This is a genomic window from Acinetobacter haemolyticus CIP 64.3 = MTCC 9819 (assembly GCF_000369065.1).
Lineage (GTDB): Bacteria > Pseudomonadota > Gammaproteobacteria > Pseudomonadales > Moraxellaceae > Acinetobacter > Acinetobacter haemolyticus.
Genome location: NZ_KB849800.1, coordinates 530,568 through 554,735 on the forward strand (window position 1 = coordinate 530,568; position 24,168 = coordinate 554,735).

The following is a 24,168-nucleotide window of genomic DNA, read 5'->3' on the forward strand; positions in this document are numbered from 1 at the left end:
CTTTGTGCAACAAAACCGTGTATCTTCTGAAAGATTTAGATTGGGCAATGCCGTAACAGGTTCAGTATTAAAATAATTTAAGTTATTGAGATAGGTGAGTAGATCAATATTTGAATTTTCAATTTTTTGATCAAAAATGCTTAATATTTGCATTTGCTTTTCAGCAAACGTGCTATCGGGTTGGATTGAAGAAAATAAAGAGCGATTTGTGGACGTCGGAATGGTTTCGCTTGTCTGAGACTCCAATAAATTGGTCAATGCATTAAAGTTAATGACACATTTTGGACAACAAACCATGCCCTGTGCAACACTGAGTTGTGAAAGGGTCACTTTATACACGGTTGAGCATTTGGGGCAGCGGGTTTGTTTTTCACTCATAAGTTATAGCGATCTCAAATTGTTTTTCGTTTTCCTGAAATGCGGCACCAGTTTTCTTCACGCTTTTCGATCTCTAATATATCAAAAAACTCAGCGTAAACACTAGAAACATCAGCAACTTGCTCTTCAATTACACCTGCAAGTGCGAACTCGCCCTCATTTTTGATTAAAGTTGAGAATTCGGGCGCGAGTGCCATTAACGGGCCAGCTAAAATATTTGCAACCAACACGTCAGCTTGTTGTGAATTGAATTCTTGATCGAACTCTTCAGGTAAGCCAACAAACAGACGATCAAGTACGCCATTTAATTCAGCGTTTTGCTTGGTTGCTAATACAGCTTGTGGGTCAATATCAGTGGCATAGACTTTTTTTGCACCCAATAACAATGCAGCAACACCTAAAATGCCTGAACCACAACCATAATCAATCACAATTTTATCTTTTACGTCGGTTTTACCTAACCATTGTAAGCACAAAAAAGTACTAGCATGATTACCTGTGCCAAAAGCAAGACCAGGATCTAGTTTAATATTGGTTGCATCTGCTTCAGGCGGTTCCAACCATTCTGGAACGATCCAATATTTTTCACCAATTTGAATGGGTTCATAATAATCCATCCATGCACGTTCCCAAACTTGGTTTTCTAAAGTTTCATGGCGCATAGGTACATCAGGGAGTTGAGCCTTTAAAAAAGCTTCTAAGCGATCAACATCAATTGGATCATCTTCTTCTTGTTGGTAAATACCTGTAACGATAACTTTATTCCAAAGTGGTGTTTCACCAGGAAGTGGTTCGAGTAAGGCCTGATCTTCAGCATCATCTAAAGTTACGCTGACTGCACCCAGAGATAAAAGTAGGGTTTCACACAGTTCAACTTGATTTTGATCAACAGTAATATGAATTTGTAGCCAGTTCACAGGACAACCTAAGTAAATAAATTTGTGGTTATTGTAAAGGATTCGTGTTGTATAAAGGGAGTCTATAATGAGTAGTTTACAATTTTAAGATGAATTATTTCGCGGTTTACTTTCAATATGCTGAAATAAATAAAGGATATAGTTCATAACTATATCCTTTATAGGTTATTTATAAGGAATTAAAAATACTTGGACAACTTAAGGTGCTGCTTGTTCATTTTGCATCATTGGTTGTTCAGTATTTTCAATTGGCGCCGCTAATTCATTAGGTGATTGAATTTGGGGTGGTGCAGATTCAACTGGAGCACCACTAACTGGACGAGGTTCTGATTGAGTTTCAGAAATTCTGCTTTGAGTCTCTGGCGGTGTGTCAGATGTAGGCATTGGCGGTTGGAAAATGAGTTTATCATTTTCATCATTTTGACAAGCGCCATTATAAACAACACCTTTATAGGCAAATGAAACTGCATCGCCTTGTTTTTTACCTTTACAGACCTGTTGATATTTCTGAGTGAGTTGATCTGCGGCAGTTTTTGCATTTGCTTGAGCTGTCACAGTAAAACATAATCCACAGATCAGTGATGATAATAAAAGCTTCGAGTTCATATCATTTTCCTAAGTATTTGTTATGCATGTATTAGGATAGGAAATTTTTTCAGAAAAACAGTGTTGTTCAAGTTAACGATTCTAGGGCACTTTGTTAAAAATACATGAAAAGTGCAACATAAAGTTTCTTTTTGTGTCATTTCTAATTGAATCAGTCTTTTGCTCAGTGTGAGATTTTGATTGGTTTTTTTCATACTATGGCAAAATTCCTGTATAATGCTCTGTCATTTTTTGAATACACATTTACCACTATGCACTATCCTAAAGTTTACGACGTTATCGTAATTGGTGGCGGTCACGCTGGTACGGAAGCGGCACTTGCAGCTGCACGTATGGGAAGACAAACATTATTGTTGACGCATAATATTGAGACTTTGGGCCAGATGAGCTGTAACCCAGCGATTGGTGGTATTGGTAAATCACATTTAGTTCGTGAGATTGATGCGCTCGGCGGTGCAATGGCACTTGCTGCGGATAAAGGCGGTATTCAATTCCGTATCCTCAATTCCCGTAAAGGCGCTGCTGTACGTGCAACGCGCGCGCAAGCTGATCGTGTGCGTTTTAAAGCCGCGATTCGTCATACCCTAGAAAACCAAGCAAACTTGGATATTTTCCAACAAGCTGCTGATGATTTAATTGTTGAAGGGGATACTGTAAAGGGTGTTGTTACCCAAATGGGTATTCGTTTTGATACTAAAACAGTGGTATTGACGACAGGTACCTTTTTAGGTGGAGTTATCCATATTGGTTTACAAAATTCAAGCGGTGGTCGTGCCGGTGATCCTCCTTCAATTGCTTTGGCGCATCGTTTACGTGAGTTAAAACTCCCTGTCGGACGTTTAAAAACAGGTACGCCACCGCGTATTGATGCGCGTACCGTTGATTTCTCTGTGATGACACCTCAGCCGGGTGATTTCCCATCTCCAGTGATGTCATTTATGGGCGATGCATCGATGCACCCTGAACAGGTGAATTGCTACATTACTCATACCAGTGAAAAAACCCATGAGATTATTCGTGGTGGTTTAGATCGTTCACCAATGTATACCGGTGTGATTGAAGGGGTGGGACCTCGTTACTGTCCTTCGATTGAAGACAAAATTCATCGTTTTGCGGATAAAGATTCGCACCAAGTATTCCTTGAGCCTGAAGGCTTAGATACACATGAACTTTATCCGAATGGTATCTCAACCTCTTTGCCATTTGATGTCCAGTTCAATCTAGTTCGTTCGATTCGCGGTATGGAAAATGCTCATATTCTGCGTCCAGGTTACGCAATCGAATATGACTATTTCAATCCGCAAGCATTGAAATTTACCCTTGAAACCAAAGCGATTCAGAACTTGTATTTTGCTGGCCAGATTAATGGTACCACTGGTTATGAAGAAGCAGGTGCTCAAGGTTTACTTGCTGGTTTGAATGCTGCACGCCGTGCATGGGAACAAGAAGAATGGACACCAAAACGTGATCAAGCCTATATGGGTGTACTTGTAGACGACTTGATTACATTGGGAACTAAAGAACCATATCGAATGTTTACCTCTCGTGCGGAATATCGTTTGATGTTGCGTGAAGATAATGCGGATCAACGTTTGACAGAGATTGGTCGTGAACTTGGTTTGGTTGATGATGAACGTTGGGCGGCTTATAGTGAGAAAATGGAAGCAGTTGAGCGTGAAACTTCTCGTTTGCAACATTTATGGGCTGCGCCGAATAACCCAATGGGCAAAAAGTTCGTTGAAATGACAGGTGCAGATCTAAGCAAAGAGTGTAGCGCAATTGATTTGTTGAAACGTCCAAATATTAATTTTGCTCAAATTGCTGAATTAACAGGTTCAGAAGTTTCGCAACAAGTCGGTGAGCAAATCGAAATTGCAGTGAAATACGAAGGTTATATTAACCGTCAGCATGAAGACGTTGCTCAGTTAAAGCGTCTTGAAGAAACTAAGATTCCTGCCGATTTTGAGTTTGATGGTATTTCTGGTTTATCTCGTGAAATTACATTGAAGTTGAAAACAGTTCGACCAGAAACATTGGCTCAAGCTAGTCGTATTCCGGGAGTAACTCCAGCGGCAGTACAATTGCTTATGATTACGATTCGTAAAAGTCATATGGCAAAAAAATCAGCATAAGTCTGATTAACAGAAAATGATAAAAACACTCTTTTAAAGGGTGTTTTTTTCTGTTTGTTTTGTATGTACTTTTAAATGCATTCGATAAGGTATAAAACTTAATGAAAAATTGGATGTTTTTATTCATAGCTATAGTTGCTGAAGTGATTGCTACCTCTGCTTTAAAAAGTAGTGAGGGTTTTACTAAGCCAATCGCTTCATTTGTGGTGGTTGTGGGTTATGTCATTGCATTTTATTTTTTATCTTTAACTTTAAAAGCAATTCCTGTAGGGATTGCTTATGCGATATGGTCTGGCGTTGGTATTGTTTTAATTACCACTGTTGCTTGGTTCATGTTTGGTCAAAAACTAGATTTGTGGGGAATTGTGGGAATTGCACTGATTATGAGTGGTGTATTGATTTTAAACTTATTGTCCAAAACGAGTGGGCATTAATTCATTTTAAAAAGTTCTCTATGTTTTAGATAAAATGTTGTTTTCATGATTGCTGCAAATGTTCGTTGAACAATTATTTAAAGTGTATATGTGCAGTACAAAAGCTCCTTTTACTTCTTAGTTAGATTATACTAGATCAGTAACTAGTTGTGACTTTATAAAAAAGTTAATAATTATGGAAAATAATCAGCAATCGAAATATCTAGAACTACTGAAATTACGCAGAAGACTCATAGGGATTATTTTTGTATTTCCATCTGTTGTAATTTTAATTAGTATGTTGCTTAGGGTTGAAGAACATTACATTTTGATTTCACTACCAATAGCTTTAATTCCAATTGGATATATTTCTATATTTTATTTTCTAGCAAAAGATATATGCCCATGGTGTGGTCAAAGTTTTTTTATTGGAAAGAATTTTAATGGTCTTGATTTTTTAATTAGGAAGACTTGTGTCTGTTGCGGGGAGCCGAAAAGTCAAAATAACGTGTAAAAATTTTAAAATATAGTTTGTGCCAATTATTCGCTCGTCAGTAATTGGTTTTTACTTCCTCCAAACACACCACGTCGTTTAATTGATAGTAGTCCTTATCGAGACGAATAGGTATGTGGGAGCAAGGGTAAGTAAAACGGCTATAATTTTTTCATTTCACAATAGTATTAGTTTTTTACAGTATTGAAAAAGGGAATAGTATATCTATTCCCTTTTAGCACTAACGAAAATTACCTAATTATTTTAGACTTAAAACAAAAAATCTCTATAAAACCACCTCAATTCCCTGACGTAAATTTAATTGGTCAAGTTTAGAATTTTCATCAATTTTTGCAAAAGCTTTAGGCAGTAAACGACGAGCTGCTTTATTCACCCTTTTCTCTAACCAAATAGGCATTTTCATGGCGAGAGGGTTGGTTTCAGTGGTCGAAGCATCGGTCATCACGCGAGTTCCCATGATGTAATCAAACCAAGGTCGCGTGACACACCAGTTGGCATTTTGATTACTGGTCATGTGGTGATCATAGTGCCAAGGAATACGTTTTTTTGCATATTCGGGATCTAGATGAGATTTGGCATGAACTTTCCAGTAGTTCCAAATCCCATAATATAAACCTGCTGTAAAAAATGGTGCAACGGGTAGAAAAACTGTAGAGACAGCGGCTAAACCAATTAATGCTGTTTTTTCATTGTACATTTCAGAGTTTTTAAACATTGACTCTGCATAACCTTCATCATGAAAATCATTTAAACGAGCACGTTTATGATGGGCGATATGAGTAAAGAAGGGGCTATTTCTATTTTTACTTGGAAATTCATGTAACCATATCTTATGAAAATACCATTCCATCCCATTTGCGACAAAGATACCTACTGGAAAACCGATCATATTCGTTAACCTCATAAAATATGATCAGATTGTAGAAACTTAATGGTGAAAGTTTTTGACTGAACTGGCAGGTTTGATTTGCCGATCAAATCAAATTATTGTTGTTTTCGTTGTCGATAGGCTGTTGGTGTTTCACCTGTCCAACGTTTAAAAGCCCTTGAGAATGCAGATGGTTCAGAGAAACCAGTAAGATAGACGATTTGATCAATTGATTCTTGGGTTTGAGAGAGTAAGCGCCGAGCAAGCCGTTCACGATATTGTGCAATTACTTTTTCATAGCTGGTATTCAGAAGTTGCAAATCCGCTCTTAAACTGCGGGCACTACGATCTAATCGACTAGCAACAATATTCTGATCAAACTCACTCGATTCCAATAATCCGCTCGCCAAGATCTTTTCTATCTCATGAATAAGTTGATGTTTATGTAAAAGCTCAAGTTGTGAGGCGGCATGGTGTTCATGGACTTTTAATAACTCAGGTTCATAAGCAGGCGAAGGATGGTCTAATAATTTCGCATCAAAGAAAAGACGACCTTCAGTTTGTCCAAGTCTGACATGACACCCCCATATCTTTTTATATTCATCCTGCTTGGTGCCTTTATCGTAAGGAAGCCAAATTTCAGAGGGTGTAAAAGCATCTTCACTTATATATTTGAAGAAATTAAGCAAAATTCCTATCGCACATTCTAAGTAATGTCTTACGGGATGATTGAGACCAGAAATGATCGCAACCTTATTATCATGATGTTCGAGTTTAAAAGACATGGCATCTGTGAGTAATGCTTGATAACGAATAGTGCGTTGTAATCCTTCACCAAAGGTTGGACTACTGAGAAAAAGATATTCAATCACTTGTCCACGAAATGGAGGTACATTTCCTCCAACATGAAGTCCGACATCTGAATCTACACTAATTTTCTCAGCCGCATCCCAGAAACGTCTTTGTGTAGAATTATTTCTTCGCACAGACTTGTCAGGAGGTTGATCCGGTAAATGAACACTTGCAAAGATAGCGGCCGCATCAAGGTTCATCTTGTGCATGGTTTGATACACCATCCATAAAAAAATGCCAGCATCGCTTGCTTTATTTGTGACCATGTTTGAAGGTTAAATAAACTTTTAAAACAATATACTATGTTTTTTTATCATAGAAATGAAATGTTTGTTAGAAGCTTATTACAGACTTCATTAAATAATATTTATACCTCATTTAGAAAATTTCTCTGTCATACAATCAAAGAAATAGCCATCAACAGGAATAAAAAGCCAGTTGTCATAACTGGCTTTTTTGAAGATTAAAACTTCTTTTCGAGTGTAAATTGAAAGTTAGGAATACTTTCATTGCTTCGTGCTTGATACAAACGACCATCAGATTGATAAGTCAGGCGCTCTTTATAATCGGTGCTGAGGATATTGTTTAAGTTCAAGCTTGCAGCCCAACCATCTGCAAAACGTTTGGTTGTACTTAAATTTAAGCTAAAACGTTCATTGGTTGTACGGTCATAAGGTTGACCATCCAACGCACGTTTAAATTCTGGGGTATAGCTCATGTTTATGCTGTTGGAAAGCTGCCACGGCTTATAACTATAAGATAGACCTGTACTGATATTGTATGGTGCAACATCGCTGACAAGACGTTCATGTTGTTGCTGATTTTTAATGGTTGCACGCACAGTAGATATTTGTCCATTAAGCATAAAGGCATGACCTGCTTCAGTTTGTTTTAAAGCATAACGACCAGAAATTTCGACTCCATAAGTGGTTGCCTCATCTTGGTTTTGTGGACGTTCAACATAACGATTTCCTTCCAAACTGACGACTTTTTCGATGTAATCTTTAATTTCTCGATGATAGGCAGTCAAGTTGATACCTCCACTCGCTGAGTCATAAGCAAGCGTTGACTCAATTGCATGAATTTTTTCAGCTTTCAGATTTGGATTGCCACCACGATCTGGATTGTTTAATGAGCCAGCATCATTATCTGTTGAAACGGTGACGGTAGGAATTAAACGATCTGATTTAGGGCTACGAAAGGCTTGGCTTAAATTAGTTTGCAATGACCATTGATCAGTGATGTTAAAACGGTAAGCAAGTACTGGACTGAGATGTTGATCTTGGTAGTCAACCAAGCCAGAACGATTGATCCACTCTTGACGTGCACCTAATGTCATTGTTTGGCGATCGGTAAAACGCCAACTTCCTTCTCCGTACATTGCATAGCGTTGTTCATTTAGGCTTTTGCTAACATTACTATCGAGCTTATTAAAACGACTGTCTAGACCAAATTTAAGTTGACGATTTGAATCCAACTTTCTCGTTCCATCATAAGCCAAACCATATTCATTGATGGTTTCATCTGTGTAGATCCGTTGCTCTGGTGAGCGAGTTAGTTGGCTTTCAGTCTGTCGTTCAATTAAAAAACGAATTTTATCACTGAGATTTTTGTCTTTTCGTTCATAGCGTGTGTTTAATCGGATACTGTCATTTTTATCATCTTGTATTTGATTGGCTGAGTGACCCTCCATTTTTATGTTGCGGTAAAACAACTCTGCAATGAGTTTTTGCTGATCATCCAGATCGTATTGTAGACGTGGAGAAAACATTTGCATGTTTCGATTTACAGTACGAACATTTTCACGTGTACCTGTCTCAGATTCAGTTTTTGAAACTGAGGTAGTATCGATCCACATTTGATTGGCGGATAGACTATAAGACCATTGATTTTCACGACCATCTGCTTGGACATTGATCTGCTTTCTTTCCATTTCTTGTTGCCCGCTTTCACGTAAGCCATAACCTAACTTAACTGTGCCATTTATGCGGGTGTTGATTGGTTCTTTTAAAATAATATTAATGACCGCTGATGAAGCAACTGAAGATTGTGCCACACTCGGTTGTTTAATGACTTCTATACGTTCAATCATCTCTGGAGTGATGGTGTCAATAATTGACATACCACCACGCGGACCACCTTGTATTGGTTCACCATTAATCAAAAAAGTCGGCGCACCACCACCGCGAAAACGCATACCTGAAGCACCTCCGCGTGGTCCTTGACCAAAGCTAGGTAATTGAAAACCTGCTGCGCGGCGTAAAGCATCCATTACAGATTGATCGCCATATTCAAGCATTTCTTCACGGCTAATAATCGTCTTGGGTACCGCGCTGATATCATCATCTTGTTGCTTTTGGGGTTCAGCGGACGCATTAAATGTCAATGTAGGAAGCACTTGAGTGGCAGTGTCTACTTGCGGGGAGTAAGAATTATAATCTTCAGCAAAAACGAAGCTACTCATTGTGAATAGGGCAGAGCTGAGCAGACTCAACTTCCCATGATAGAGTGATGGTTTCATTATAGTTACCCCAAAAAATATCAAATTATTTTGTGTGTAGCCTAATGTAAAATTGTGTAGAAAAATGGAATATTGGATGGATAAACATTTGAATTCATCATTTTACATGCATAAAAAAGTTGGAGTACATCTAAATGTGCCCCAACTAAGCTTAATTAGAAATAAATAGTTAAGTTTTAATCATCATCTGTAAGATCACGTCCTCCAGATAAAATCTCTTTTCCTAAGTGTCCAAGTTGTTCGAGTGGAGTTTGTGGTGGAGGTGTGGGTGTATGTTCTTCTAATAAATGCTTTTCTTTAATATTTTTCAATTCTTCTTCACTAAGTTTTGGAGGGGGATTAAACTCACCCCATCTACCGAAATGGATGTTGCCTTCAAAGGCTTCAGCCTGATCTGAGGCTTGTAGATCTTCATTTGATTCGGATTGATCATTTTGATTATTTGATGTGTGCTGAATTAGCAGGAGACTTTCACTTGGGAGATTCTAGGCAGCTAACCGATAAAAGTCTTCTGCCATTTGATTTGGTGTCTTAAAATCCAAGCCTTTTTGAATTCTTCGCTGATTATAAAATAACTCTATATATTTTGTAATATCCGCTTTGGCTTCTTCCCTTGTTTTGTAGTTGCGATGATGGACTAGTTCATTTTTGAGTATGCCCCAGAAACTCTCTATCGGTGCATTATCGAAGCAGTCGCCTTTTTTGCTCATTGAACCCTGAAAATCAAATTTCTCAAGTAAGTTTCGATATTCATTACTGCAATATTGGCTGCCTCTGTCTGAATGTACAATGAGATCTTTAGCAGGTTTCTGATTGCGAATAGCCATATTCAATGCATCACAAACAAGCTTGGCTGTCATGCGCTCATTTAAGCTATAGCCAACAACCTGTTTCGTGTAAAGATCTTTGACAGCTGCCAAGTACAACCAGCCCTCAGCCGTCCAAATGTAGGTAATGTCACTCGACCACGCAAGATTAGGCTTCGTCATTGAAAACTGTTGCTTGAGTAAATTGTCATAAATAGAACGGTTGTGATCACTGTCCGTGGTTCTTTTGAAACGCTTATGGCGCTTACAATACAACTGATTTGATTTTTTTATTTGGCGCACAGCATACATACTTATTTTGATACTTTGCGCTTGTAAATGCTTGGTTAATCGAACATAGCCATAGCTTTGTTTGGTTTCTTCATGGGCTATTTTGACCAAAATTGTCTGCTGATTTCGCTGAATTGATCTTTTACTCATGCCTCGCTTTAGCCAATCATAAAAGCGAGAAACGGATACACGAAGTAATCGAGCCATTAAAATAATCGGAAATAAGTGGCTTTGCGATTTCATATAGGCGTACCTCACTGACTTTCTTTGGCAAAGTACGCTGCTGCCTTTTTTAAAAATTCACGTTCCATTTCAGCTGTTTTGAGCTGTTGTTTAAGCTTCTTATTTTCTTCGAGTAAGGCGTTTAGATCGGGCGAATACTGTTTTGTGCCTGCTAAAGTTCCAGCCTTTGCTTTGTTATTCCAGTTCGAAAGGGTTTGCATTGAAATGCCAAGTTGTCTAGCGGATTCCGATACATTACCTTGGTTCTCTTCAATGGCTTTTATGGCTTCAGCTTTAAATTCTGCGGTGTAAGTCTTCTGTTTCTTGCTCATGGTAAACTCCTAATGAGTATGTATAGTTTACCAAGTTAAACCCTCCTGTTTTTTAAGCACACATCAATTGGTCATTTTATAATTCCTTAAAAATAGATGTTTTATGTTATTAAAGTCTTATCACATGTCTTTTATTAAAATAAGTAATGGAGTGAATATACCAAAATACTTTAGCAAATTTTTTGAACTAGAAAACATCAATAAACATAAAAATACAAAGTTTAGCCTTATTAGTGTTCATGAGATTTTTAATCTTTAATGGATGAAAAACAACCCGAAGATTGAAAATTAATACGAAAGTTGGTGAAAATGAGAATTATTTTTATTAAAATTGTAACGCATTTTATTATTTTATTTTTTGAAATTTAGTCTGAGTTTTTTTGGAATTTTTATGAAGTCTGCTGCGTTAGGGTTGTTCGAACAGCCTATTTTTAAATTTAGTGTATTGAGTTTGATGTTGTTGCAAGCTCAGTATGCAATCGCAAATGAACAAACCGCTGTCATGCCTACAATTAAAATTGAGGCGATGAGTGAGCTTGATCCGATCAAAAGTTATATTGATTATGATCAGGCGAGTGTGACGCGTAATGGTTTAAAGAAAAAAGACATTCCCCAAACCATTGATACGATTGATGTGCAGAAATATAAAATTTATGGCTCAAATGATTTAAGTGTGATGTTGCAAGGTACGCCAGGCGTATCAACGAGTTATGATATGCGTGGTGATGGTATCAGCATACGGGGTTTTAATGCTGATACTGGTGATATTTATCGAGATGGTATTCGTGAAAGTGGTCAAATACGTCGGAGTACAGCAAATGTTGAACGTATCGAAATTTTAAAAGGTCCAGCATCTGTACTTTATGGTCGTAGTTCAGGTGGCGGTGTGATCAATATGGTGAGTAAATTTGCCAATTTTGACTCTAAAAGTTCGGTAGGGATTTATGGTGGATCATATGATAACTATGGAACAACGGTGGACTTCAACCAAGTTCTAAATGATAACTTTGCTGTCCGTTTGACAGGAGAATATGGCGAGTCGAACAGTTTCCGTTCAGGTATCGAAAACAAAATCGAGATGCTTTCCCCAAGTTTTACATATAAAAATGATGATGGCTTAACTTGGACAATGCAGTATACCTACGATAAATTACATCGTGTTCCAGATCGTGGCCCTTCATTTACTGCTCTACCTAAAGGTACATCAATCAAAACAGGTTTTGCACAAGAGGGTGACTATGTAAATGATATTTTACAAGTTGCACGATCTGACCTGAATTATGAGTTTGCACCAAATTGGAACTTTCATTGGGCTGTTAGCTATCGAGAAACTGAGCAGAATTTTGATCATTTTTACTTGGGTAGTCTTTGTTTAACAGATGTAGGAGCTTGTAATGGACATGTCGGTGATATTTCACAGCTCTACTATTGGCAGCAAACAAGTAACAAAACTACAAGTAATACCTTTGATATTCAGGGTGAGTTCAATACTGGAAGCATAAAACATAATTTATTGCTGGGTGCTGATTGGACCTATGAACAACGCGAACCTTTGCTTGCAAATCAAAATGAAAATGGTACGGCTATTTATGGTTATGTAAATCCGTTAACTGGGGAACGTAGTCATTCAAGAGGTACAGGTGCTCTAAAAATACGAACACATAACTATAACCAAGGGGAAGGCTATGGTGTATTCATTCAAGACCTGATTAGTTTTAATGACTATTTCAAAATGATGTTGGGTGGGCGCTATGATTACTTCCACTCGCAAACAACTAATCGTTTGAAGACAAGTGAAGAGAAGGATTACCAACGTAGTATTGATGGAGAAAGCTTTAGTCCAAACATCGGTTTTATTTGGCAGCCTGTAGAAAGTCAAAGTTTCTATGCTTCTTATAGTAAAAGTTTTGCTCCATTTGGTGGTCGAGTGGGAGTGAGTGTCGTATCTGCGGATACAAATGTTAATGCGTTTGATGCCGATCCTCAATACAACGAGCAATACGAAGTTGGTGTAAAAAGTGATTGGTTAAATGATCGTTTGAATACTCAATTTTCTGTTTTCGATATTCGTAAGAATAATATCCGCTATAAACCAGATCCTGAGAATAAACCAGAAGAATGGGCAGTTGGCGGACAGCATCGTTCTCGAGGAATGGAGTTTAGCTTTATTGGTCGTGCACTCGATAATGTTTTTGTACGAGGTGGATACAGCTATATAGATGCAGAAGTTACTAAAGATAAAGAAAAACCAAAAAATGTTGGAAAAGAACTGAATAATGTACCAAAACATATCGGTAATTTATTTGTTCGTTATCTACCTACAGATAAAATCTATGGAGAAATTGGTGCAACTTATGTAGGAGATGCGAAGGTATATCTAAATGGTAATTTAGATAGAGAACCGACCGATTTTAAGGGGTTTACACGTCTCGATGCTGCGATTGGTTATAGCGCTGCCCCTTGGAACCTGACGATTGCTGTCAATAACTTGACCAATAAAGAATATTGGCGTTCAGACTCGATGCCAGGCACACCACGTAATTTCTTGGTACGTTTAAACTATCAATTCTAATGGCTTGAACAAGTCACATATAAAAAAGCACTTTTGATCAACAAAAGTGCTTTTTTCTTTCTTATAAACGTAGGACGCCATACGCAAACTATAAAATGCTGTCAGAAAGGAATTAATTTAGAAAAATAACTACAAAGTCACAAAATTTGTTAGAATCAGAGAAAACACTAACAAAGAGATAATAATAATGAAGATCGCACTTGTACTCCTATTCTTATTTTCTATTCTCGTTTTGGGTTATACCAGTTATGAAGATGCACAGACGAAAAAACGTCAAGAACTTATGAAAGTTGTTCATGACGCTGAGCATAGTTTGAATGAAATTCAACATAACCCACATACACATTTGAGCAGTCTAAAACAAACTAAATAGGTAACAACATCTGCTATAAGATTTTGAGCTAATTTGATGCATTTGTCGCGATCAGTAAGTCATCTTTTTTTGATTGAAGGTACGCAAGTTCCTATTAGAATCTGCTAAAATATTTACCATTAAATAAAAAGCTGCATATTGTTATGCGGCTTTTTATATTTTGATAGCGGAATTAGATTTATACATGTTTTGATGTGACGCGTATCGAGCTGGCATATAGATTGCTTTCAGCTTTGTATACCTTTTGGTGAAAAATTCAAAAAAGTTTGAAACACAAAGGTATAGATTTTATCTCCTACGATCTTAGATTTTGACAGGTGCTATTATGGCAACGCCTAATGCTTCGGCAGGTTTGTTAGAACGCTTATTTAAATTAAGCGATAACAAAACGAGTTTTAGAACAGAAGTTCTTGCAGGTGTAACTACATTTTTGACCATGTGTTACATCATTATTGTAAATCCATTGATTCTTTCAGAAACAGGAATGGATCATGGTGCTGTATTTGTAGCAACCTGCTTAGCTGCGGCGATTGGCTGTTTGGTGATGGGGTTAATTGCGAATTATCCAATTGCTTTAGCCCCAGGTATGGGCTTGAATGCTTACTTTACATACTCAGTATGCTTGGGTATGGGAGTGCCTTGGGAAACCGCTTTAGCAGCAGTATTTATTTCTGGTTTGGTTTTCCTTGCGATTAGCTTTATGAAGATTCGTGAAGCGATTGTCAATGCTATTCCGATGTCGTTGAAACTGGCGATTGGTGGTGGTATTGGATTATTTCTTGCTTTGATTGCATTAAAAAATGCTGGGATTATTGTTGATAATCCAGCAACTTTAGTCGGTTTAGGGGATATCAAACAACCAACAGTGTTACTCGCTTTATTTGGCTTTTTAATGATCGTGGTTTTGCATCAGTTCAAAATACGTGGTGCAATCATTATTAGTATTTTAGTGATTACCGCAATTGCAACAGCTTTAGGTTTAAATGAGTTTAAGGGTGTAGTTGGTCATATTCCATCAATTGCTCCAACATTTATGAAAATGGACTTTGAGGGTCTATTCACTGCCAGCATGATCGGCGTTATCTTCGTATTCTTCATTGTTGATTTATTTGACAGTACAGGAACCTTGGTTGGTGTTTCACACCGTGCGGGTTTGTTGAAAGATGGTAAATTACCGCGCCTGAAAAAGGCATTGTTTGCTGATTCATCAGCAATCGTTGCAGGTGCTGCATTAGGTACATCATCAACAACTCCGTACATTGAATCGGCTTCTGGGGTTGCTGCAGGTGGACGTACAGGTTTAACGGCGGTAGTAGTTGCTGTGTTATTTGTTGGCTGTTTATTTTTAGCACCACTTGCTCAATCTGTACCAGGTTTTGCTACAGCACCTGCATTGTTGTTTATTGGAGTATTGATGATTCAAGGAATCACCCATATTGATTGGGATGATATCACTGAAGCAGTACCTGCCTTTTTAACGATCGTATTCATGCCATTTACCTATTCGATTGCGGATGGTATCGCAATGGGCTTTATTAGCTATGCATTGGTTAAACTACTTACGGGCAAAGCAAAGACAGTACCTTATATGGTCTGGATCATTGCAGCACTGTGGGTATTTAAGTTTGTTGCATTTGGCGGTTAAGTCGCTTAAAAATTAGAAACCTTTTAAAGGGTGTACCTGATTAGGCAACACCCTTTTTTATTTAGACGCGGAGTTAATATGAATCAAGTCGAGCTGATTCGTGCTTTACCCAAAGCCGAGTTGCATGTGCATATTGAGGGTACTTTTGAACCAGAACTGATGTTTGCAATTGCACAGCGTAATCAGATTCAGATTCCTTACCAATCTGTCGAAGAAGTGAAGCAAGCGTATAACTTCCATAATCTTCAATCTTTTTTAGATATTTACTATGCAGGCGCAAATGTGCTGGTGCATGAACAAGATTTTTATGATCTTGCTTGGGCATATTTTGAAAAATGTGCAGAAGATCGTGTCGTGCATACAGAAATGTTTTTTGACCCGCAAACGCATACTGAGCGTGGGGTTGAATTTGTTACGGTCTTAAACGGTTTAAAACGTGCGTGTGCAGATGCAAAAGAAAAGTTGGGCATCAGTTCTCAGCTGATTATGTGTTTCTTACGTCATTTGAGTGAAGAGAAAGCATTTGAAACACTTGAGCAAGCTTTACCATTTAAAGATGATATTATTGCTGTTGGTTTAGATTCAAGTGAGGTGGGGCATCCACCATCGAAATTTGAACGTGTTTTTGCCAAAGCGCGTGAAGCAGGTTTCTTAATCGTTGCACATGCAGGTGAAGAAGGCCCTCCAGCATATATTTGGGAAGCTCTGGACTTACTCAAAGTCAATCGTATTGATCATGGTGTTCGTTCAGAAGAAGATGAACAACTTATGGCGCGCTTGATTGCAGAAAAGATGCCATTAACTGTGTGTCCTTTAAGTAATCTAAAGTTATGTGTAGTAAATGATATGGCTGAGCATAATATCCGTCGTTTACTGCAAAAAGGTGTCCATGTCACAGTAAACTCTGATGATCCTTCATATTTCGGTGGTTATATGAATGATAATTTTGCTGCGATTCAGCAGGCCTTAGATTTATCCAATGATGAGCTAAAACAACTTGCGATTAATTCATTTGAAGCGTCATTTATATCAGATGAAGAAAAACAAAAGTGGATTGATGAAGTAAAGAAAATTTAAACGAAAAAAAACCGCATGATGCGGTTTTTTTATATTCAAGGGTTTATTTAGGTTGTTTTAACATGCTTCGTAAGACATTATCTTTATCGATAAAATGATGTTTAACTGCCGCTAAAGCATGTCCAACGATCAGTAACCCTGCAAACCATGACAAATAAATATGAAGTGGTTTTACAATTGCTAGAAGCTCTGGATTATCTTGAACTAATCTTGGAATTTCGAAAAGATATAACACAGGCGCAGGATGACCAGCACTCCAACTAAATAAACAACCAGTGATTGGTAATGCCAAGAGCATTAAATAAAGTAGGAAATGTCCAACATGCGCCAAGGTTTTCATCATTGGTGACATTGTGTCGGGAAGTTTGGGAGCGGGATGGGTATAACGCCAAAATATTCGAATAAGGACCAAGAAAATAATCGTCGTTGCAATATTCTTATGTAAGGTAATGACACTGCCTTTGAAGCTACCATCAACTTCGTAGCTTAGAAAATTTCCACTATAAAAACCAATAAGCCATGCAACAATAAAAATCGCTGCCATGAGCCAATGCAATACTTGTGCTGTACGGGTGTAGTATTGTGCTGAGGTTGACATCGCAACATCCTAGCTGTGATATGAGTCATTTGATTCTAAATATGGAAATAAACGTCTCATACTATGTATATGTAACAGAGCGTTTTATCCTTAGGACGTTTAATTAGAATGTAATAATTCAAATTGTTATATTCTGTAAAATTGAATTTAGGTCATATCATAAATGCTCGCGTTTAGGCACAATACGCCTGCCAAAATTTAGGTAGGTAAAAAAATATGAAAAAATTAGTATTGACTGTTGCTCCATTGGTTTTAGCGGTTGCAGGATGTGCTGCGACAGATACAAATAACCCTACAGCAACCTCACAGCAATTGGGTATGGCTGCTTTAAAAGTTGCCGTAAATGCAAAGTGCTTAAATGAAATCAATAATATTCCAGCATGGAAAACTGCTACACGTCTTATGAGCACAGAGCAAAGAAACGAGATTCAAACCAATGTGTGTGGTTGTGTCAGTGATAAAGCACCTGAAAGTGTGACTGCCTTTGATCTTGCAACGGCAGCAGTTGATCCAGCTGCACGCGCTATGATTGTAAACAAGGTAGTTACGGAAACTGTAAATACCTGTGTGAATGAAGCGTTAAACAAAGCGAAGTAGTAAATGAGGCTGTATCAGCCTCTTGTTGAGAGATGTAATATGACGATTGCTGGTGTCGATGAGGCAGGGAGAGGGCCTTTAGTAGGTTCTGTGGTTGCTGCGGCAGTAATTTTGGACCCAAATAATCCAATTGAAGGCCTAAATGACTCAAAAAAGTTGACCGAAAAGAAACGTGAAAAATTATTTGCAGAGATTCAAGAAAAAGCACTCGCTTGGTCTATTGCTGAAGCAAGCCACGTGGAAATCGATGAATTTAATATATTACAAGCTACTTTCCTTGCGATGCGTCGAGCAGTTGAAGCATTAGCAACTCAACCAGCAAAAGTGATTGTGGATGGTAACCAAATTCCGAAAGGAATCACGATTCCATGTGAGGCCATCGTGGGTGGAGATGCGAGTCATGCTGAAATCAGTGCCGCGAGTATTTTAGCGAAAGTCACCCGTGATCGCCAAATGAAAGCTTTAGATTTGGAATATCCGAATTATGGTTTTGCTAAGCACAAAGGTTATCCTACTAAGGCTCATTTTGAGGCGATAGCAATACATGGGGTAATTGATGAGCATCGACGTAGTTATGGACCAGTCAAGAAAGCACTAGGCTTATAAGCAATTAAAGCGACTATTGTAGTCGCTTTAATTATTGAAGAATTTGGTATATTAACGATTAAAGTTATTATGTTGAGAGAAATCATTACTCTCTTCTTCATACGTATGTTGATAATCTTGATCAAGATGTTGTAAATGCTCATGCATGGCACGTTCATGTTGGATACGTTGGTAAATTTCCTCACGATGCACAGAAACTTCTTTTGGAGCATTTACACCAATACGCACCTGATTGCCTTTTACGCCAAGCACAGTAACACTGACTTGATCCCCAATCATTAATGTTTCTCCGACACGACGGGTCAGAATCAGCATGTTTATCTCCTTGCTAAACGCTCAAACTTGCGACAGGGAATTCATTGTTCGAAAGCACAGCCTAATATACAGAAAATTCTAACAAAATTATGTAAAAAATTTTTTTTCGTAAATTTTGTGAGAACTTTCTTAAAACCTCTGCGCTAATATAACAGAGCCACTATTAAAAAAACTATAGTGGCTCTGTTTTTTTTATTATTTACTTGAAAGTAAATATTTAACTAGCTACAAATTAAGCACGCGCGCTGCTTTCACCATGCTCGCGGTCTAGACCAAAAGCTGTGTGTAAACAACGAACTGCTAATTCTAAATAGTTTTCTTCGATTAACACAGAAATTTTAATTTCTGATGTAGAAATCATGAGAATATTAATGCTTTCTTCAGCTAAAGCTGTGAACATTTTACTAGCAACGCCAGCGTGTGAGCGCATGCCTACACCAACGATAGAGACTTTTACAATATCATCACGCGTAACAACTTCACATCCTTCAATGCTACTCGCTGTTTGCTCTAAAATTGCTTTTGCTTTAGCAAGATCAGTACGATTTACTGTAAAAGTAAAATCAGTTGTACCATCTTCTTCTACATTTTGGATAATCATATCCACTTCGATGTTGGCATTACTAATCGGCGACAAGATTTTTGATGCAATACCAGGCTCATCAGGCACGCCTAGAATCGTTAATTTTGCTTCGTCACGGTTAAATGCAATACCTGCGATGATTGGTTGTTCCATATCGTCTTCCGCCTCAGTGGTAATTAGTGTGCCTACATTTTGTTTAAATTCTTCGTCAAATGCGCCGTCATTGTCATTATCGAAACTAGATAATACGCGTAATGGGACTTGGTATTTACCAGCGAACTCAACAGAGCGAATTTGTAAAACTTTTGAACCCAAAGATGCCATTTCTAGCATCTCTTCGAAAGAAATACGATCAACTTTCTTTGCTTTGGGAGCAACACGAGGGTCAGTGGTGTAAACGCCATCAACATCAGTGTAAATCTGACATTCATCTGCTTTCAATGCAGCTGCGATGGCTACACCAGATGTATCAGAACCACCACGACCTAAAGTTGTTGTATTGCCATCAGCATCAAAGCCTTGGAAACCAGCAACCACGAGAACACGACCTGCATCTAAATCTTTGGTCATCACATCGGTATCAATAGACTCTATACGTGCTTTGGTAAAAGCACTGTCAGTTTTGATACCAACTTGACGACCAGTATATGATTTAGCTTCTACACCAATAGAATTAAGTGCCATAGCTAACATGGAAATCGTTACTTGTTCACCCGTTGACACCATTTGATCAAGTTCCCGTGGGTCAGGGGTGCTGGTAATGGCTTTAGCAAGCGCAAGTAAGCGGTTGGTTTCACCACTCATAGCAGACACGACCACGACCACCTTGTGACCATGATCATGCCAACGCTTGACACGACGAGCAACATTTAAAATGCGCTCAGGAGTACCCATAGAGGTACCGCCATATTTTTGAACGATTAATGCCATAGTTGTTCCATATAAGCCATGACCCTGAGAGGCATCAGGGTCAGTTACACAAAAGTGAAGTTCTTATTGCTCAAGCCAAGCAGGGAGTGCTGCAAAGACTTGATCGAACTTCTCGTTTAGTGGCGCGCCACCTTGTGCTAAGTCAGGTTTACCACCACCTTTACCACCGAGTTCTTGAGCTAAGTGTTTGATGATGTCACCTGCCTTTAGATTTGCAGTATATTGTTTAGCGACAGATGCGATTAAACTCACTTTATCGCCTTCAACGCCAGCTAAAATAATGACTGCATCTTCCAATTTTGATTTTACGCTGTCATGTAAATTGCGTAATGATTTGGCATCTAAACCTTTGACTGTGGTAATGAGTGTTTGACGTCCCGCAATTTCTTTCACTTGATCCAGTAATTCAGCCGCTTGGAAACTTGCCAATTTCTGATTCAGTTGTTCGATTTGCTTTTGCAAACTAGAAGCTGTTTCAACAACCGCTTCAACTTTTTCAACCGTTTGATCTTTTTGAGCTTTCAACAAACCGTTGATCGTTTGAATGTCAGTATCTGCTTTTTGAACGACTTCAAGTGCTTGAGTACCAGTAACTGCTTCAATACGGCGTACGCCAGCAGCAACACCACCTTCAGAAGTGATTTTGAATAAACCAATATCACCAGTACGCTTCACGTGAATACCACCACATAGCTCAATAGAGAAGTTCTTGTCTTCAATCACTGAACCCATAGATAACACACGTACTTCGTCACCGTACTTTTCACCGAACAACATCATTGCACCTTTGGCTTTGGCTGTTTCGATATCAAGTAGTTCAGTGGTAACTGGTGTATTTGCAAGAACTTCAGCGTTAACCAAACGTTCGATTTGTTGCAGCTGATCAAATGTCACAGGTTGGTCATTTGCAAAGTCAAAACGTAAAATGTCGCTAGCAACGAGAGAACCTTTTTGCTGAACATGATCACCTAAAATTTGACGTAAAGCTGCATGTAATAGGTGTGTTGCAGAGTGATTACGTGCAGTTGCTGCACGAATGTCTGCTTTGACGGTTGCTTCAACACTTTGAGTCGCTTTTAGGCTACCCACGGTTACGATACCTTGGTGAACAAAAGCGCCACCAGATTTCTTGGTATCTTGTACTTCGAAGATACCTGTATCGTTTTTGAAGATACCTGTGTCACCGATTTGACCACCGCTTTCTGCGTAGAAAGGTGTTTGATTCAACACAATTAGGGCTTCATCACCTTCATTGATCTCGTCAACCTGAATACCATCTTTATAGATCGCAACAATTTGTCCTTGACCGTGAGTTGCGTCATAACCATCAAATTGAGTTTCACCTTCAACTTTAACAATGCTGTTGTAGTCTACTGCGAATTTTCCTGCATCACGTGCACGTTGACGTTGAGCAGCCATTTCAACTTCAAAACCAGCTTCATCAATTGTTAGATCACGTTCACGTGCAATATCTGCGGTTAAATCTGTTGGGAAACCATAAGTATCATAAAGTTTAAATACCGTTTCACCTGCAATCACATTACCTTTGAGTTGTGCGAGTTCACCCTCAAGTAATTTCAAACCTTGTTCAAGTGTTTTAGCAAACTGTTCTTCTTCACGGATTAACGTTGCTTCGATGACATCTTTGCGAGCAGCAAGTTCAGGATATGCTTCGCCCATAACCTCAATTAAAGGTTGCAACATTTTGTAGAAGAATGTACCAGTAGCCCCAAGCTTGTTACCATGGCGTACTGCACGACGAATAATACGACGTAATACATAACCACGACCTTCATTTGAAGGGTTTACGCCATCGGCAATTAAGAAGCAGCAAGAACGTGCATGATCAGCAACTACACGGAGTGATGGTTGACCTTCATCCTCGATACCGATGATGTTGGCTGCCGCTTTTAATAAGTGTTGGAATAGGTCAATTTCATAGTTTGAGTTGACATGTTGAAGTACAGCAGAAATACGTTCTAAGCCCATCCCTGTATCAACAGAAGGTGCTGGAAGAGGGTGCATCACGCCATCCGCAGTACGGTTGAACTGCATGAAAACGTTATTCCAGATTTCAATGAAACGATCGCCATCTTCTTCTGGCGTACCCGGTAAACCACCCCAAATGTGGTCGCCATGATCGTAGAAAATTTCTGAGCAAGGACCACAAGGACCTGTATCACCCATTGCCCAGAAGTTATCCGAAGCATATTGACCACCTTTATTGTCGCCAATACGGATGATACGTTCAGCATCTACACCGATTTCTTTATTCCAGATATCAAATGCTTCGTCATCAGTATGATAAACCGTGACATATAAACGATCTTTCGGTAAGCCTAACCACTGTTCGCTAGTTAAAAATTCCCAAGCAAATTTCAAGGCATTTTGTTTGAAATAATCACCAAAAGAGAAGTTGCCCAACATTTCAAAGAAAGTGTGATGGCGTGCTGTATAACCTACGTTGTCGAGGTCGTTGTGCTTACCGCCAGCACGGACACATTTTTGTGATGAAACAGCACGGACATAGTCGCGCTTTTCTAAACCTAAGAAACAATCTTTAAACTGGTTCATACCAGCATTGGTAAACAGCAAAGTTGGGTCGTTGGCGGGAACGAGTGAGCTCGAAGCGACACGTGTATGCCCTTGCGATTCAAAGTAACGCAAAAATGCTTCACGAATTTCAGCTGATGTCATAAAACGAGTACTCACAACCAAGACACTCCATAATTTTGAATTTGGCTATATGCAATTAAGGTGATTGTTAAAGGTTCTACAATCGAGCCTATCGCATGGCATGGATTTTAAAAGTGCTAAATTATAACGGAAAATACCTATCCGACCAACGATTTTACAAGCAATATCATATAAAACTGTGTTTAAGCTAAAAATCTATATTCAACAGCGCGCTTCATGTTTTACCATATAGCATATAAATGATGATGTTTTGATGAACAAGGGCTCTGCATGCAACGTATCGCTATCAATGGATTTGGTCGAATTGGCCGGAATGTATTACGTGCATGGTTTGAAAATCCTAAACAGTTCCAATTTGAGATTGTTGCAATTAATGACGTAGCTGACGTACAAACATTGGTACATCTATTTAAATACGACACAACACATGGGCGCTTTGCTGGACAAGTTGAAATTCAGATTGAAAACCAACATATTTTTTTAAATATTCAGTCCCATCAGCGTCAGCTTAAACTGCAGGTATTTAAACAAGAGCAGCCTGAGTTGCTTCCTTGGAAAGATTTAGAGATCGATGTGGTGCTGGAGTGTACGGGGTTATTCCGTTCGCGAGCGGATGCAACTCGTCATATTGAGGCAGGGGCGAAACGCGTTATTATTGGTGCGGCACCATTTGATAGTGTGGATGCTGCAATTGTTTATGGTGTAAACCATGCCGATGTAAAAGCAACTGATCAAATCATCTCTGGCGTTTCATGTACCACGCAAGCTTTAGTCCCTTTAGTAAAGATTATTGATGATGCTTTTGGTATTGATACTGCTTTAATGACAGAAATTCATGCAGTGACTGCTGATCAATCTGTTTTGGATCATGCGCATCGTGATTTACGCCGAGCACGGGCTTCAGGTCAGAATATTATTCCAACGACGTCAAGTGCTTTAGGCGCATTGAAACGTGTTATGCCGAAAATGGAAAATCGAATAGATGGTTATTCCATCCGAGTGCCAACGATTAATGTTGCAGCAATTGATTTAACCTTTGTATCGCATTCACCAATTACGGTGCATAAAGTAAATGAAATATTAGTCAAGGCTGCACAGTCTGATTATGCACAGATTATGCAAGTGACCGATGAAGATCTGGTCTCTAGCGATTTTAATCATTCGCCATATTCCTTAATTGTGGATTTGACTCAGACCATGGTTGTCGGTCATCAAGCCAAAGTTTTTGCGTGGTATGATAATGAATGGGGATACGCAAATCGTTTACTCGATTTGTGTGAGTCGTTTGACTCATAAATTTTATAACTAAAAAATAATTTGGAG

General features: G+C 38.6%; 20 protein-coding genes and 1 pseudogene. 9 read left to right on the forward strand and 12 right to left on the reverse strand.

Annotated elements, in window-relative coordinates:
• Window positions 1-24: 24 nt before the first annotated feature.
• The 3 genes and pseudogenes from F927_RS05180 to F927_RS05190 all read right to left on the reverse strand — a co-directional run.
• Window positions 25-378 (reverse strand): annotated as a pseudogene (locus tag F927_RS05180) (MJ0042-type zinc finger domain-containing protein); the annotation flags it as partial.
• A gap of 14 nt (window positions 379-392) precedes the next feature.
• The gene (gene prmA, locus F927_RS05185) at window positions 393-1,295 is read right to left on the reverse strand and encodes a 50S ribosomal protein L11 methyltransferase (protein WP_005082037.1); all 903 of its coding nucleotides are present in this window, start codon (window positions 1,293-1,295) and stop codon (window positions 393-395) included.
• A gap of 198 nt (window positions 1,296-1,493) precedes the next feature.
• On the reverse strand, window positions 1,494-1,901 hold the full coding sequence (locus F927_RS05190) for a hypothetical protein (RefSeq protein ID WP_005082038.1): 408 nt from the start codon (window positions 1,899-1,901) through the stop codon (window positions 1,494-1,496).
• 251 nt (window positions 1,902-2,152) lie between these two features.
• Here F927_RS05190 and mnmG point away from each other — a divergent pair, with 251 nt between their 5' ends.
• On the forward strand, window positions 2,153-4,033 hold the full coding sequence (gene mnmG / locus F927_RS05195; protein ID WP_017394626.1) for a tRNA uridine-5-carboxymethylaminomethyl(34) synthesis enzyme MnmG: 1,881 nt from the start codon (window positions 2,153-2,155) through the stop codon (window positions 4,031-4,033).
• 101 nt (window positions 4,034-4,134) lie between these two features.
• Window positions 4,135-4,467 carry a DMT family transporter gene (locus F927_RS05200; RefSeq protein WP_005082041.1) on the forward strand — a complete coding sequence of 111 codons (333 nt, stop codon included), beginning with the start codon at window positions 4,135-4,137 and terminating at the stop codon, window positions 4,465-4,467.
• Between the two features lie 758 nt (window positions 4,468-5,225).
• Here F927_RS05200 and F927_RS05210 read toward each other — a convergent pair.
• From F927_RS05210 to F927_RS05230, 5 genes are all read right to left on the reverse strand, one after another.
• Window positions 5,226-5,849 (reverse strand): sterol desaturase family protein, encoded by a 624-nt coding sequence (locus F927_RS05210; protein WP_005082042.1) that lies wholly within the window; start codon window positions 5,847-5,849, stop codon window positions 5,226-5,228.
• Between the two features lie 95 nt (window positions 5,850-5,944).
• Window positions 5,945-6,946, reverse strand: coding sequence for an AraC family transcriptional regulator (locus F927_RS05215; protein WP_005082043.1), 1,002 nt, complete (start codon window positions 6,944-6,946; stop codon window positions 5,945-5,947).
• Between the two features lie 197 nt (window positions 6,947-7,143).
• Window positions 7,144-9,144 carry a TonB-dependent receptor plug domain-containing protein gene (locus F927_RS05220; RefSeq protein ID WP_008940963.1) on the reverse strand — a complete coding sequence of 667 codons (2,001 nt, stop codon included), beginning with the start codon at window positions 9,142-9,144 and terminating at the stop codon, window positions 7,144-7,146.
• A 233-nt stretch (window positions 9,145-9,377) separates the two neighbouring features.
• Entirely contained in the window at window positions 9,378-9,512 is a 135-nt protein-coding gene (locus tag F927_RS17400; protein WP_017394624.1) for a hypothetical protein, read from the reverse strand.
• A gap of 174 nt (window positions 9,513-9,686) precedes the next feature.
• Window positions 9,687-10,852, reverse strand: a protein-coding gene (locus F927_RS05230; protein WP_100223926.1) for an IS3 family transposase whose coding sequence is annotated in 2 segments (ribosomal slippage) — window positions 9,687-10,594 and window positions 10,594-10,852 — 1,167 coding nt in all. Because the reading frame shifts where the segments join, the coding sequence is not laid out codon by codon here.
• A gap of 391 nt (window positions 10,853-11,243) precedes the next feature.
• Between F927_RS05230 and F927_RS05240 the strand changes: the two genes are divergently transcribed.
• The 4 genes from F927_RS05240 to F927_RS05255 all read left to right on the forward strand — a co-directional run bounded on the left by F927_RS05240 (window position 11,244) and on the right by F927_RS05255 (window position 16,519).
• A complete protein-coding gene (locus tag F927_RS05240) occupies window positions 11,244-13,424 on the forward strand; it encodes a TonB-dependent receptor (protein WP_005082048.1) in 2,181 nt (726 codons plus the stop codon).
• 187 nt (window positions 13,425-13,611) lie between these two features.
• A complete protein-coding gene (locus F927_RS05245; RefSeq protein WP_005082051.1) occupies window positions 13,612-13,797 on the forward strand; it encodes a hypothetical protein in 186 nt (61 codons plus the stop codon).
• Between the two features lie 325 nt (window positions 13,798-14,122).
• Window positions 14,123-15,442, forward strand: a complete 1,320-nt coding sequence (locus tag F927_RS05250; protein ID WP_004638516.1) for an NCS2 family permease — start codon at window positions 14,123-14,125, stop codon at window positions 15,440-15,442.
• Between the two features lie 78 nt (window positions 15,443-15,520).
• Window positions 15,521-16,519, forward strand: coding sequence for an adenosine deaminase (locus F927_RS05255; protein ID WP_005082053.1), 999 nt, complete (start codon window positions 15,521-15,523; stop codon window positions 16,517-16,519).
• Between the two features lie 43 nt (window positions 16,520-16,562).
• On the opposite strand, the gene F927_RS05260 is transcribed toward F927_RS05255, so the two are convergent.
• Window positions 16,563-17,117 carry a cytochrome b gene (locus tag F927_RS05260; RefSeq protein WP_004638518.1) on the reverse strand — a complete coding sequence of 185 codons (555 nt, stop codon included), beginning with the start codon at window positions 17,115-17,117 and terminating at the stop codon, window positions 16,563-16,565.
• Between the two features lie 216 nt (window positions 17,118-17,333).
• Here F927_RS05260 and F927_RS05265 point away from each other — a divergent pair, with 216 nt between their 5' ends.
• Together F927_RS05265 and rnhB are read left to right on the forward strand one after the other, a co-directional pair.
• Entirely contained in the window at window positions 17,334-17,714 is a 381-nt protein-coding gene (locus F927_RS05265; RefSeq protein ID WP_004642122.1) for a hypothetical protein, read from the forward strand.
• A 39-nt stretch (window positions 17,715-17,753) separates the two neighbouring features.
• Window positions 17,754-18,320: a ribonuclease HII gene (gene rnhB / locus F927_RS05270; RefSeq protein ID WP_005082056.1), complete on the forward strand. Its 567-nt coding sequence runs from the start codon at window positions 17,754-17,756 to the stop codon at window positions 18,318-18,320.
• 51 nt (window positions 18,321-18,371) lie between these two features.
• Here rnhB and csrA read toward each other — a convergent pair whose 3' ends face one another.
• The 3 genes from csrA to alaS all read right to left on the reverse strand — a co-directional run bounded on the left by csrA (window position 18,372) and on the right by alaS (window position 22,860).
• On the reverse strand, window positions 18,372-18,635 hold the full coding sequence (csrA, locus tag F927_RS05275; RefSeq protein WP_005082058.1) for a carbon storage regulator CsrA: 264 nt from the start codon (window positions 18,633-18,635) through the stop codon (window positions 18,372-18,374).
• 232 nt (window positions 18,636-18,867) lie between these two features.
• Window positions 18,868-20,148: an aspartate kinase gene (locus tag F927_RS05280; protein WP_004638520.1), complete on the reverse strand. Its 1,281-nt coding sequence runs from the start codon at window positions 20,146-20,148 to the stop codon at window positions 18,868-18,870.
• 63 nt (window positions 20,149-20,211) lie between these two features.
• Window positions 20,212-22,860 (reverse strand): alanine--tRNA ligase, encoded by a 2,649-nt coding sequence (gene alaS / locus F927_RS05285; protein WP_171057157.1) that lies wholly within the window; start codon window positions 22,858-22,860, stop codon window positions 20,212-20,214.
• Between the two features lie 255 nt (window positions 22,861-23,115).
• On the opposite strand from alaS, the gene F927_RS05290 reads away from it, so the two are divergent.
• The gene (locus tag F927_RS05290) at window positions 23,116-24,141 is read left to right on the forward strand and encodes a type I glyceraldehyde-3-phosphate dehydrogenase (RefSeq protein ID WP_005082062.1); all 1,026 of its coding nucleotides are present in this window, start codon (window positions 23,116-23,118) and stop codon (window positions 24,139-24,141) included.
• Window positions 24,142-24,168 lie beyond the last annotated feature (27 nt).